Source organism: Acetobacter sp. (genome assembly GCF_052102375.1).
Classification (GTDB): domain Bacteria; phylum Pseudomonadota; class Alphaproteobacteria; order Acetobacterales; family Acetobacteraceae; genus Acetobacter.
Window position 1 is genome coordinate 1 of the sequence record NZ_JBQDXI010000027.1, and the last position, 13,365, is coordinate 13,365.

Here is a 13,365-nt window from a genome sequence, read left to right on the forward strand (position 1 = left end):
CCGAGAAGTTCCGCATGTCTGACGGATAGGTCACCCGGTCCAGTGCAGGAAAACGGCCAAGGGTGGGGATGGGGGGGGGCGTCTGTTCTGCCATTGGTTTAGTTCCTGCGTTCAATCACATAGTAGGCGAGCGCCTTCAGGCGGTCTGCTTTTGCTCCAAACGGAGCGAGGTCTTCAATGGCTAGACGTGTGAGGCGTTCTGCTTCAGCACGGGCGCCGTCAATGCCAAGCAAAGCAACAAAGGTTGATTTTCCTGAGGCTTCGTCTTTGCCGGCTGTCTTACCCAGTTCTTCAGCGGTTGCCGTTGCATCAAGCACGTCATCGGCAATTTGGAAGGCTGCACCAATATTGGTGCCATAAGAGCGGAGACGGCGTTGCAGGTCAGGGTCTGCTTTGCCCAGAATTGCTCCAGATTCGGCGGAATAACGGATCAGGCACCCTGTTTTGAGGGCATGCAGATGCCGCACCTCCCCAAGAGGCAGAGCGCGACCTTCGCCTTCCATATCAATCATCTGGCCGCCCACCATGCCAGCAGCACCAGACGCAGCGGCAAACGCAGTAATCAAGGCGATACGGACGCCAGCGTCTGCGTGGGTGGCGCTTTCTGCCAGAACTTCAAAAGCTTTGGTTTGCAGGGCATCTCCCGCCAGAATGGCGGTTGCCTCATCAAACTTACGGTGCGTGGAAGGCTGGCCGCGGCGTAGGTCATCATCGTCCATGGCCGGCAGGTCATCATGAACAAGAGAGTAAGCGTGTAGCATTTCAACAGACGCGCCAACGCGTGCAGACTGCTGCTCAGGCACACCGAAAAGGCTTGCGGTTTCAACTGCCAGATATCCGCGCAGGCGCTTTCCGCCCCCAAGGGTAGCGTAGCGCATGGCCTCTATCAGGCGTGCGTCACCACCCTTTGTAGGGGGCAGGAGCGAATCTAAAGTCGCTTCAACCAGTTTGGCGCGCACAGACATATCGTCACGCAGAACGGCAGCGTTTGCAGAAGGCTGCGCTGGGGAGATGGTTGTCGGGTTTGTCATCGACATCTCAATCCATAGGTTTCATGTCCAGAGAGCCATCAGCTTTCTGGACGATCGCCTGAACGCGGGCCTCGGCCTCGCTCAGCTTGGTTTCACAATGCTGGCGTAAGGCTGCCCCACGCTCATAGGACGCAATCGCCTCTTCCAGTTTCAACTGGCCGCCTTCAAGGCCACGCACAATCTTCTCCAGCTCGGAAAGTGCGTCCTCAAAGGACAGGGACTTGATGGTATCCGTCATGGCGCAGGTCTTCCTATCCGTCATAAGGCGCAGGCATTACTCCGATAAAGGCCGTTCTGCCAAGTCTTAGTGCGACAAAAACGCATCACAAAACATAACCCCCTTACGCTGAAGGCATGTCTTCCCGTCTGCGGATGGTAAAACAAAGGGTGCCGTTTTCGTCTGTAAAGGCGATCAGCGCGTGGCCTGTCTCGCGGCAAAAAACCTGAAAATCGGTTATGGATGAACGGTCCGTGGTCAGGACCCTCAATTTTTTTCCGGCCGTCATGGAGCGTAAGAGACGGTTGGCTTTAAGAACCGGGATGGGACAATTTAGCCCCCGAGCATCAAGGAGAGTCTCATTCATGACACAGTGCCTTGTTTAGAGAAGGAAAGATATGTGATTGCATATTTTTCAGAATTATCCCATGCCGCTATACTATTCGCGTTGTTGCTCACTTCTCGTTAGGTCTCTGAATGTCAGATTATCGCCTTGGAATAGATCTTGGGGGCACCAAGATTGAAATTGCCGCCCTTGATCCGGAAGGAAAAATTCTGCTTCGGCATAGAGAGGCAAACCCGGGCACTTACGAGGAACTGCTCGTAAAAATGACCGAGATGGTCAATCACGCGCGCGCCAAAACGAGCCCCGTGGCAACTGTTGGTATTGGCATTCCTGGCGCTATTGATGCCAGAACGCGTTGCGTGAAGAATGCGAATGCAACGTGGCTAAATGGCAAGCCTTTTGGTGATGACCTTGAGCGTGCGCTTGGATGCGCCGTACGCGTTGAAAACGATGCCAACTGCTTTGCTTTGTCTGAAGCCATCGATGGAGCGGCAGCAGGCCGCAAGGTGGTGTTCGGGGTTATTCTCGGTTCAGGCGTTGGCGGAGGCATCGTGGTGAATAATGAGCCGCTAACAGGCCTGCACCATATTGCTGGCGAGTGGGGCCATATTCCATTGCCATGGGTTCGCGCAGAAGAATTCCCTATGCCTAAATGTTTTTGTGGCAACGAGGGCTGCATAGAGCGCTTTCTTTGTGGTTCGGCCTTGGCGGAATTATGGAAAGGCCCCGGAGAGCGTAGCACGCAGGGTATTGAAGAAGCCGCAGCAAATGGCGATCAGGCAGCCGTAAAAGCTCTTGATCTTTATATTGAGCGTTTGGGGCGCGCCTGCGCACTGGTGGTCAATATGCTGGACCCCGATGCGATTGTGTTGGGTGGGGGCGTTTCAAACCTGCATACCATCTATAAACGCGTTCCTGAGGTTATGAAGCGTTATACGATCACACCCGAATGCCATACAGAACTGTTGAAGAATAAACATGGTGACAGTTCTGGTGTGCGTGGTGCCGCGTGGCTATGGGGATAATATAAAAAATGCAGGCTCCTAAGAGGAAGGCCTGCATTTTTATGCAACGGGACTATGAGCATAAAAAAGCCCCCAACCCATTAAGGTTGGGGGCTTTTTTTACTTAGAACGGTGCATCAATATCCACAACGTCGATGAGTTTGTGGTTAACGAATTCTTTGATGCCAAGGCCGATAAGTTCACGGCCATAACCGGAGCGTGCCACGCCGCCAAACGGAAGGTCAGCTTTCACCATGGTTGGGTGATTGATGTAGACCATGCCCGTATGAATCTGCTTGGCAACCTCAACACCACGCTTGGTGTCTTTGGTAAACACAGAGCCACCTAAGCCGTAGGGCGTGTCGTTGGCAACGCGGATAGCTTCAGCTTCGTCCTTTACGCGGTAAAGTTGAGTTACCGGGCCAAAGAACTCCCAATGACGGGCAGCATTGTTTTCATGCAGGTTGGTCATAAGAAGTGGCTGGAAGAAGGCACCTTTTTCAGGCACAGGCGCACCAATAACTTCTACTTCAGCGCCATGCTTCTTGGCTTCTTCTACCTGAGCTTTCAGGTCGTCAGCAGCTTTTTGTGAAGAAAGCGGGGCCAAGGTTGTGCTTGGGTCCATCGGGTCGCCAGCTTTCAGTTTCGCAACTTCGGCTTTGTAGACGCTCAGGAACTGGTCATAAACTGCATCGGCCACAATCAGGCGTTTTGAAGAGACGCATACCTGACCCGCATTCCAGTGACGGCCAAATGCAGCCCACTTTGCAGCTTTCTCAACATCGGCATCTTCCAGCACGATGAAAGCATCAGCGCCGCCCAGTTCCATGGTCGCTTTCTTGAGCGCTTTGCCAGCAACAGCAGCAACAATCGCGCCAGCTCCCTCGGACCCGGTGAGAGCAACGCCGCAAACACGTGGGTCATTCAGGATGACTTCTGTGTGGTGGCGTGCTGCATACAGGTTGCGGAAAGCCCCTTTGGGCAGGCCTGCTTCGATCATCAGAGCATCGAAAATTGCAGCGGACTGCGGCACGTTAGAGGCGTGCTTGAGCAGGACCGTGTTACCAGCAGAGAGCTGAGGCGCGATGATGCGGGCAATCTGATAGTAGGGGAAGTTCCAAGGCTCAATGGCAAACACGATGCCCTGAGGCTGATGAACCAGAATGGCGTCCCCTTCTTTTGGGTCTGCAACTGGCAGCTTTTCAGACTTCAGAAGTTCTTCCGCATTTTTAGCGTAATATTCGAAGATCTCGGCGGAAAGGATGGTTTCCAGCTTTGCTTCTTCGTACAGCTTGCCCATCTCAAGGGTGAGCAGCTTGGCATATTTATCAATATCACGGCGCAGAATGTTTGCGGCTGCGGTCATAACTTTTGCACGCTCGGCAAAAGATACGTCACGCCAGCTTTTGAAGGCCTCATAAGCGTCGGTCAGAGCTGTCTGGATTTCCTGATCGGTTGCATCAGGAAATGTTTTGACCGTTTCACCGGTGTAGGGATTGATTGTTGCGTATGCCATTTTTCATAATCCGCGGTTAAAGGTTGGGTCTGGAAGACGGGACCACCGTAAAGGGCGTTGACTCCCCATAGGGGCATGAACCGGTCTGCGCGTCTGTTTTGCCCGATAATCAGATTTGCTCTGACTGGGCCAATAAGCGCGGCATGATACGAACCGGACGATAATGAGCCTAACCCCTGTTTCGTTCTGATCCCTTTGCGTCTTCAACAGTCTGCGGGCGCTTTGGTTCCTGTATTTCTCAGGACGGAAAAGCGTAATGTACGGCCCGGAATAGGGTGAGAGCTTAACACTGCTCCCTGCTCACGAGAATGATTGATATTACATAGTTTTTTAGAGCATGCCAAGGCAGTGGATTTATGCTGAACGTGAAATAAGAGAAACATTTTATAACGAAAAGGTGATTTTCAGGGTTTAAATTAGTATATTTTTTAGTGGTTTCGGTAATAATGCAAAAAATCAAAAGGTAGCTATGGTGGCTCAGCCAACCTTGAGAGTTCAGTTATTGTACTCAGTGGGCATATTAAGCTGCGGTTAAGATGTCTGATCTACAGCGCCACTGCCCTTATCATATATAACTGGTTCGTTCTCTTTCAACGGCTCAGCGCACGCGAATACTCACATCCGCATGTTTTCCGCATGAGTCTGCTACCGTCAGATGTGCAAAGCCGGGAGATGAAGGGTACCATATGGGTTCCGCTCCAGGTGCAACTGGCAGGGGAACACCATTGACGAACCATTGAAACGGTAAGCATCGCCCGGAAGCCTCCAAACCAACAGGAAGCATGGAGCCATCAGGCCCGCGGCTTTCAATTTCCGAATGATCTTTGGGAAAGATGATCTGTGGCGCTTTGGGCCGGGTCGCCTTTATCAGGGCAGGAGAAAGGGCAGGTGCTGTGGGCTTCTGTTGTGGGGACGAAGGAGATGCTGCCGTGGCCGGCATGAGAAGGCTGGCAATATCAGCCAGAACGGGCCCTGCATTATCCCTGCCTGTCATGCCCGGCACAGCGGTGCCATCAGGTCTGCCTGCCCATACACCAATGGTCCATCCTCGAGGTAACGTAGCGAACGCCCATGCATCCCGGTTGCCATAAGATGTACCGGTCTTGAAGCCTAAAGTGTGCCATGCCGTAAGGCCTTGGGGTGGCGCAGTCCCGCGCAAAATATCTCTTACAGCAGAACTGGCGCGGCTGGTTAATAAGCGTGTTGGGGCTGTTGAAGGGGCAGGATGGCTCACCACGAGCTCTGAAATCATGCCGGAGTGCGTGAAGCCTGTGTAGAGGCGCGTTAGGTCAGCCAGCGTGATATTACCTCCACCCAAGGCAATTGCCAGGCCCGGCTGCACTTCGCCGTAAGGGAGGTGCAGGGCTACACCGTTTGCCGTAAGCCTTTCAACAAACCGCCGTGGCCCCACCTTTTGGAGCGCCTGAACTGCTGGTACATTGAGTGAAAGTTGGAGTGCCTCTGCAACTGTGGTCTCGCCTGTAAAAGCATGGCCAAAGTCAAATGGTGCATAGCCTCCCACAGCCATCCGCCGGTCATCGATACGCGTTTGGGGGGTAAGCCACCCGGCTTCAAACGCCATGCCGTAAATAAATGGCTTGAGGGTCGAGCCAGGTGAGCGAGATGTCGTAACCATATTGATAGCGCAGCCCGGGCAGGTATGTTCGGCCCCGCCAACCCAGGCAACAATCTCTTGTTCCCGATTGACGACTAACGCAGCAAACGTGCCCCGTAGCGGCGCTTGTCGGGCTTGGGTAATATGCCACACACTCTGCTGAAGCCTGCTGTCAATCGTGGTTTGGACAATGCCCCCCGAGTGGCGCTTTGCAAGATATGTTGTGAGTTCAGGTGCGTGATGCTGAATATGGCTGAAAGCAGGAGCCACCCACATCATCTCAGTGGAAGGTGGTGGTGTGGTAGACCGTAAAATGGATTGTGCCGCCAGAATGAGGGTTTGAGGGTGTTTGTCTGGACGTAACGCCGCGGGGCGACGAGGCAACGCAACAAGAAAAGCGGCTTCCTGAGCGGTAAGGCGGGAAGGTTCGTGGCCAAAATAAAGAAGGCTGGCTGCACGAATGCCTTCAATATTCCGCCCCTCCGGGGCGAGGGTTAGGTAGAGATCTAACACACCAGCCCGCCCATAATGCCATTCGAGTTGAAGGGCGCGTGTCAGATCTTGTATTTTTCCCATCATAGTATGGCGGTGTGGCGTAAGCAGGCGCGCGGTCTGCATAGCCAACGTGGACCCGCCAGAGACAATATGATGCCGAACCAGAATTTGCAGAAAGGCGCGGCCAAGCGCCAGAAAATCAATGCCCGGATGAGCATAAAAGCGATGGTCTTCTACCCTGAACAAGGTGGAGAGATAGAGAGGGTCCACTTCTGCGGCGTGCGCCGGTATCCGCCAGAAGCCATCCCTGCTGGTATGGCCGTCCAGCAAGGCACCATTCCGGTCATACACCAGAATAGCTGCCTGCGTTGCTCGCGTCAGGCAGGGTGGGAAGAGTCTATCTGTTACGGCCAGTGCCACCACCAAAAGCGTTAACGCGCAAAGCCCAGCGCCGCAAAGCCTGCTCCACCATGGCAGGATTGTGCCGGGCTGTTTTTTAGAAACTCCGGCCTGATTTTCCAGTGTCACTGCGCAAGAATGGTAACGGTGGAGGAGGCCGTACGCCCCGCAATGGCAGGTCTTTCATGAGCCGTCACGAGTGTTTCAGGTCGTGCGAACACGCCTGGAGTAATGGCGCGCGCAATGTAAGCAACCCGGAAGCCCCGCTTGGTAGGGCGTACGTCTCCCGTGTTAAAGTGCAGGAAGGCTGTGAACCGGTCATCACGGGCGGTTGTGTTCTCGGTGTACGTCAGATCTTTCAGGAAGTTATAAGGCTTTGAGGTCTTTGTATCATCCTCATCGCTCTCACTGTCGGCGCTTCCAGCTTCTTCTGGCGTGATAACATGCTCAATCTCCCATCCTGCAGGCAGGAGGTCTGAGACAAGCACTGCATAATCACCGGGTTTCTGCGCATCTCCATCAATGCTGACAATAAAACGATCATTCTGGCGCATTTGCGTCAGATCGAAAGGCTGCCCGCCCAGTGTCCAGCCCTGCATATGAACGGACAAGCCATTATCCAGTGACGAGACCTGACCCGCAGGAGCACCCCGTACCGTGGTGGAGACAAACAGGATCTTTTTTCCGGTATTTTCAACAGCTACGCCGTGCTGCACCTGATCTGCACTGAGTGTTTGAATAAAAGGAAGTTTGAGCGGAGCAGTAAAATTCAGAGCGCCAATGCGCAAGCTACGGTCTGCAGTGTCGTTATTCAGGGCCGCAGCAGTCTCAAGCAACGCCGTTTTGACAGAGCCTTTCAGGTCATCAGGGGCAAGGGGCAGGCGACTAAAGCGTGTGAGTAACGCGTAGGCGTTTTCTGTATTGTGCGCTTCAGCGGCAAGAGCGGCCAAGCATGCCAGATCACGCACATAGGCCCAGTATAAACCACTAAGCTCAAGAGGCGGGCGATCATTCCGCGCTGGGCCAAGAGCAGCCATGGCGGATGAAAAAAGAGCACCCGGCGCGGTAAGGCTGCCATCATCAGCTTCCCCGCCCAAGGCGAGGGCAGTTGCAAGGTGGCCGATGGCTTGTGGTGTGGCCTGCGCATGTTCGGTGGCAACATCTGCCCAAAGAAGCGTGGTGCGTTTGTCCACAGTTTTGCTGATAAGGGAGGAAGCGAGGCTTCGCATTGCTTCCGGGTGCAGGCGGCCAGCACGAGCCAGAACATAACCAGCGTAAGCGCGTTCATTCAGATCTCTCACGGATGAGGACGATGTGAGGTCGCCTGCTAATTGTGTGCTTTCTATGCGGTCCAGAAGCATGGAGAGCTTATCATCAGGAACGACATACCCGGAACTTTTTGCGCGGATCAGGAAGTCCGCCATGTAGATCAGGTCATCTGGCAGGCAGCGGCCGTCATTAGCCTGCCATTGCCCTATTTCACCTGAGGGACTTTGCCGGTTTAACAGCGTATCCACAACTGACTGAATTTTGCGGTGGAGCGTCTCCTGCGTTTCATGTGTGCTGATGAGCGCAGGGTTGGACACCAGAAGGAGGGCGCGGGCCTGAGCTGCGAGGTCTGCCGATGTTCCCCATAGGCTCGCGTTAAGGGATTGGAGCAGAGCAATGCTGTCCACCCCGGCAACAGCGGACGTGCTGAGCGCAATAGTCGTACTGGCTGGTATCAGACCTGCCAGCATGGTCTTATCAACTGTTTGGCTTTTGCCTGCGTCCAACGCCATCACGGAGGAGAGCATGATGGGTTGGTGTGCCTGACGGATGCCAAGAGGCCAAGAGCGTTTAAGAAGCGGAGTACGGCTGCCTTTGCGCAGTAAAGTCAGGTTAATGCGCGCAATACCTGTACTCTCCGAGCCTGTGGCAGATGGATCAACCGCCAGTGGGACCCGGATATCGCTTCGTGCTCCCGGGGAGAGGGTGGCTTCGGTCTGAGCAGCGCCAGTCAGGTGGACTGGTCCATCGGTGGTAATTTGAACCGTATAGGTTCCGGCCGGCGCCGTGTTGTTAATGGTTGATACAAGAATATTGGCAGTGTCGCCGGGAGCCAGAAACCGGGGAAGGCCTATTTCAGGAAAAACTGCATCATGAGAAACAGTGTCAGCTTGAGCGTTGCCAACGGCATCGTCTGTCCACGCCGTTGCCATAAGGTGCAGTTGACCATCAAAATCCGGCACAGGGAATGTGACGGTTCCATGGCCTGCGGCATCGAGCGTTACAGGGCCAGAAAACAGGGCAACACTTTGTGTGCTGTGCACTTGCGGCCCGGCGGCATCGTTTGCGGCGGCACTATCACCCCCTGAGCGGACCTGCCCTGCCTGAGCACTGCTGAGGAGCAGTGCACCATAATTGTCCAGCATATCAACGCCAAGGCGTGGTTTGCCGTAAAGGGCAGAAAACATATCTTGGGGTGTGAAGTGCGTTAGGCTCAGTATGCCTTGGTCAACTGCGGATACGGCAACGTAAACTGGTTTATCGGAGGGGCCGGTAGGTAGCTGCACATCAACTGGCACACTCAGGGTTGTGCGTGGTTGAATTTCTTTGGGTGCTTGCAGAGAGACCGCTAAATGGTGTGCGGACTGATTAACCCCCACCCATGCAAGCCCAACGGCCCGGACGGGATCATGAGGACGAAGGGATGTCGCGCTTTTGGCGGCGAGAGGCCTGTAGAGTGTTACAAGAACATAAGCACCAGAATGCCACTCGGGGGTGGCTGTCAGCGGGACATCCAGTCCTGTTGCTGGCACATCCACAGTCTGGGTTGAGAGTACATGGTCTGTTGCCAGTGTAATCTGGGCCTGTCCTGCAAACCCACTGCCAATATGCAGTATGGTTTTTCCATTGGGCATGATCTGTGCATCACGCGTGGAAACCGGGAGTTGGTCCGGGGTGTTGGTATCGCTCGATAGGCCGCCCCATCCTGAGAAAAAGCGTGACGAAGTTGCTGCCGTGCTGTCCGGGGCGGTTACGGTAAGCCGGTATTCGCCCCAATCCAGCATGGGGGTGATGAGGCTACGGCCTTTGGCGTCTGTCGTGGTTGTGCCAGACTGCATGGGCACATCCACACTGTGACTTGAAAAGGTCCAGCCGTCCTCCGCTGTGTGAGACCAGTTGTAAATACGGTTTACCCTTGCGAGGGACCAATGCAGGGTTTTCTGCGCTAATGGCGTATTATCGGGTGCAAAGCAGATAATATTTGCAGGGACCGGAGAGGTCTCAGGTCCAGAGGCATCGTTAGGAGTAACCTGCACGCCAATAAGCGGGGCCGTGCGACGAACCGGGATGCGGACATGCTCGCTCACCCGCCGGCCTGTAGGGTCTAGCAAGCCTGCGGTAACGTCCACCACGAGTGGCTTGGTCAGGCCAGAAGGAATTTCCGGCGAAAGGGTAAGAGTTGTCAGCCCTTTGCTATCCGTTGGGGGAGCAGCAACAGGGCCGCTTAGGGGAGAGAATTCCTCGCTTTCCAGTCCAAAAGCCCAATCCTTGTAGCCGGGAACAGGGGCTGGATCTGGAGCTACCTGATAAGAACTGTCACTTAACAGCCCGGAGCCTGCCGCTCCATAGAGGAAACGTGCGCTACCTGAGAGCGTGATGGGGGTATCGGGCGCAGCAAAATCAGGCGCTTTAAAGACTACGGAAATGATCTGAGGCACAAAGTCGTTCACCTCAAACTGGGCCGTACCAATTGGGGGCAGCGTCGGGTCCGTAACAATTTCAGCGTGCCACAGGCCGGTTGGTACAGTTGCACTTAGGGGCAAATCTGTGGTGTAGCCGCCGCTTTTTCCCTGTTTTAGCGGGATATGTTGGGCGTCCATCAGGTCTGGACGACGCAGCACGAGGGTTGCTTGTGCCGTATCAACAGCCTTGCCAGCGCGGTCGCGTATCAGGCTGAGCAAATGGACCGTTTCACCGGGACGATAAATGCCACGGTCGGGCTGAATAAGGGCTTGCAGGCCAGAGATACTTGCAACAGGTGTGGTTTGTTGGTGTTCCAGATCATGCCAGTTTGAGAAATCAAACCATTGTCGGTCTAGATGTAGAAAGCTGAAATCACGTCCTGCCTCAGCCACGAGTACAGTTGCTTTTTCCGCATTGGCGCCTTGTAGTAATGGAGCGGAAAAATGGCCCACGCCATCATTCCCCGTTTTTATGCTTTCCAGAATGGTGCCATTTCGGGCTTGCAGGGAGAGGGTTACATTAGCCTTAGGAGTGCCCGTTTGCAGTGATCGGACACTGATGCCCAGTCCGTCATCCCCGCGTAGCATGGTCAGGCCAATATCGCTTACATTTACCCAGCGTGCTGCAACATCCTGATATAGTGCGGGGGAGTAGGCTTCATTGCGCTCACGATTTTTAGCTTCAGCCAATGCGCTCTCTACCGGACTGCTGTTTGCCGGTATTGCTGCGTTTTCGACTGTCACAAGATACAGACCCTGCGGTGTCTTGCCGATGACGTCCGGCAGAGGAAAAGCCGTCGTTACCGATTGGTCCTGCATGTTCCGCACGTTCATTGTGCCGTGCCAGACTTCCTGCATGCTCGATTCTAAAAGAGAGCGGAATTTCCAGGCCGATAGAGCACTTTGCCCTAAATCCAGATCGGCTGCATTTAAGGAGTCGACCCCTGGAAATTGTGTGTAGGGCCGAACCTGAAAAACATGAATTCTGAGAGTGTCGATATTTACGCTCTCAATAGCCACGCCATGAGGGGTATGCTCCGGCAAAATGTAACCGCTGCCCACCATGCTAACCCGAGGTTGCCGTGCACCGAATTGTGCATGAATGGAGACAGGCTGCAGAAGGTGTTGACCATCAGCCGCAGTAAAGGCCGTGGAAAGAGAAATGCTGTAACGCGTATTGAATGTCAGATTACCAACACAGAAGCGATTGCCCGCAACGGAGGGAGTTGAAGATGTTGAGGGAACAAGTGTTACACTATGGGCAAGTGTTTTCGCGTCCTTAGTGGCAAGTGGCGCATTAAATTCCAAACAAAGTTGGGGGCGTTCTCCTGTAGCATCCAACACAGTGCGATTGAACTGGAAGTGAGGCGGCGCAGACGGAGGTTGAGTTTGGGCGATTGCAGGAGCGGCTCCTGCAATGCCAAGCAACATAAGACTGAGTGTTGGAAACTGTCTGGACAAACCGGCCAATGTCTTGCTCCGCCATATAAAAACGCCGCTGAAACCAGACCTGGTTCGCGCATGATCAAGTCTGGTCATAATAGCACAGGCATTCTGTACGAAAATACACTTCCCTGTAGGGAGCAGTACAAGTTTTCGCTTAATCGGGGTGGGCTTTTGTTTAACTTAGCGGCATGGAGATACGTAGGCGTTCAGAGAGCCTGTTATGTCTGAAGATCAAAGGAGAGGTCTAGGTCAGAAAGACGGGCCTGTTCTCAGCCTGCCACGTTGGCAGGCGTATCATGGCGCGCTCGAATAGACGGGAGCTTGTGAATGCAGTTAACCAGCGTTGAATAGCAGGTAAGTTCTGTGCCTCAAACCATGGTGTATCTGTAGCGGCAAATTGTCGTACAAAAGGAGCGAGCGCCGCATCCATTACGGTCATTGCCTGTCCGCCTAGAAACGGTGAAGCCGGATCAAACCGCTGTTCAAGTTCGTTTAAAATTTCTAAGGCTTTGGCTCTATGTTCCAGAGCGTCCGTGTTGTAGCGGGTTGAGTATTTATATCGGTCAAGGTGAAATTTGAAATTCGTGTCATTTTTTAACACGAGATGGGGATTATAGTGGGGTAGCCAGTTTAGCGGATCATGGCGGTGCAGTGCAGCCAGCATGATATCTAGGCTTTCCTCCAGAACTGCGCCGTCGGGTTGAACAAGGACGGGTACAGTGCCTTTAGGGGAGAGCGCTAACATTTCAGGTGGCTTTTGAGCTAATTTCACTTCCCTTATTTCGCAGTGGGTCTGGCTTGCCAGCAAGGCCAAGCGTGCCCGCATGGCATAAGGACAACGCCGAAAGCTGTAGAGAATAGGAAAGTTGGTCATATGCTCTAAAACCTAACAGTATCACTTAAGTTTAAAATAAGAAATTATCGCGGTATCTCACTCTTCCGGCCAGTCCGTGGAGGAGTAGGTAAGGTACTAAGTGTGGTGATCAAACTACTCAAGGTAATCTATCTAGAAAAATTGGAACCGTTTTGGTGATCGCTGCGTTATAGGGGTACACAGTAAAGGAGCAACACACCATGAGTTCATTTACAGATAAAGTACAGGGCGCTGCCAATCAGGTCGCTGGCAAAATTAAGGAAGAAGCTGGCAAGCTGACGGACAATGATCGTCTGAGAGCTGAAGGTATTGCCCAGAACATTAAAGGCAAAGTTCAGGAAAAGGCAGGCGATGCGAAGGATGCCGTTAAAAAGGGCATTGATAAGCTCTAACGCCCTTACCTAACTGAAGTTGGCCGGGAAGGGTCTGTTGCGGTTGCCGCGGCAGGCCCTTTTTTTGGTGAAATAGACCCAATGAGTATGCTTGATAGGGGCGGGGTCAACGCTAGTAAAAGCGTAACGGGTTCCAAACTGCCTTGGCTTCAAAAAAGGCTATATTTATTTTTTTTGGGAGATTGGCTGGGAGACCTGGATTCGAACCAGGGCTGACCGGGTCAGAGCCGGTAGTTCTACCGCTAAACTATCTCCCAGCAAGGAGATTTTCAGGAAGTCATAAAATGTCTTCCGTGTCG

The 13,365-nt window shown here is 53.5% G+C and carries 9 protein-coding genes and 1 tRNA gene; 2 read left to right on the plus strand and 8 right to left on the minus strand.

What is annotated here, in order from left to right:
• Positions 1-98 precede the first annotated feature (98 nt).
• The 3 genes from ACTIDN_RS10765 to ACTIDN_RS10775 form a co-directional block, all read right to left on the minus strand.
• Positions 99-1,037, minus strand: a complete 939-nt coding sequence (locus ACTIDN_RS10765; RefSeq protein ID WP_441377046.1) for a polyprenyl synthetase family protein — start codon at positions 1,035-1,037, stop codon at positions 99-101.
• 1 nt (position 1,038) lies between these two features.
• Positions 1,039-1,293 (minus strand): exodeoxyribonuclease VII small subunit, encoded by a 255-nt coding sequence (locus tag ACTIDN_RS10770; protein WP_371861418.1) that lies wholly within the window; start codon positions 1,291-1,293, stop codon positions 1,039-1,041.
• Positions 1,294-1,372: 79 nt separating this feature from the next.
• Positions 1,373-1,615 (minus strand): sulfurtransferase TusA family protein, encoded by a 243-nt coding sequence (locus ACTIDN_RS10775; protein WP_048839711.1) that lies wholly within the window; start codon positions 1,613-1,615, stop codon positions 1,373-1,375.
• Positions 1,616-1,725: 110 nt separating this feature from the next.
• On the opposite strand from ACTIDN_RS10775, the gene ACTIDN_RS10780 reads away from it, so the two are divergent.
• On the plus strand, positions 1,726-2,619 hold the full coding sequence (locus ACTIDN_RS10780; RefSeq protein WP_441377047.1) for an ROK family protein: 894 nt from the start codon (positions 1,726-1,728) through the stop codon (positions 2,617-2,619).
• Positions 2,620-2,722: 103 nt separating this feature from the next.
• Here the strand turns inward: ACTIDN_RS10780 and ACTIDN_RS10785 are convergent, their stop codons facing one another.
• The 4 genes from ACTIDN_RS10785 to ACTIDN_RS10800 form a co-directional block, all read right to left on the minus strand.
• Positions 2,723-4,114, minus strand: coding sequence for an NAD-dependent succinate-semialdehyde dehydrogenase (locus ACTIDN_RS10785; protein ID WP_415509230.1), 1,392 nt, complete (start codon positions 4,112-4,114; stop codon positions 2,723-2,725).
• Between the two features lie 598 nt (positions 4,115-4,712).
• Entirely contained in the window at positions 4,713-6,752 is a 2,040-nt protein-coding gene (pbpC, locus tag ACTIDN_RS10790) for a penicillin-binding protein 1C (RefSeq protein WP_441377048.1), read from the minus strand.
• Positions 6,749-11,815 (minus strand): alpha-2-macroglobulin family protein, encoded by a 5,067-nt coding sequence (locus tag ACTIDN_RS10795; RefSeq protein ID WP_441377049.1) that lies wholly within the window; start codon positions 11,813-11,815, stop codon positions 6,749-6,751. Before ACTIDN_RS10795 ends, pbpC begins: the two co-directional genes overlap by 4 nt.
• 229 nt (positions 11,816-12,044) lie before the next feature.
• A complete protein-coding gene (locus tag ACTIDN_RS10800) occupies positions 12,045-12,674 on the minus strand; it encodes a glutathione S-transferase (protein ID WP_441377050.1) in 630 nt (209 codons plus the stop codon).
• 200 nt (positions 12,675-12,874) lie between these two features.
• On the opposite strand from ACTIDN_RS10800, the gene ACTIDN_RS10805 reads away from it, so the two are divergent.
• A complete protein-coding gene (locus ACTIDN_RS10805) occupies positions 12,875-13,066 on the plus strand; it encodes a CsbD family protein (protein WP_415508507.1) in 192 nt (63 codons plus the stop codon).
• A 183-nt stretch (positions 13,067-13,249) separates the two neighbouring features.
• On the opposite strand, the gene ACTIDN_RS10810 is transcribed toward ACTIDN_RS10805, so the two are convergent.
• A tRNA-Gln gene (locus tag ACTIDN_RS10810) sits at positions 13,250-13,323 on the minus strand.
• Positions 13,324-13,365 lie beyond the last annotated feature (42 nt).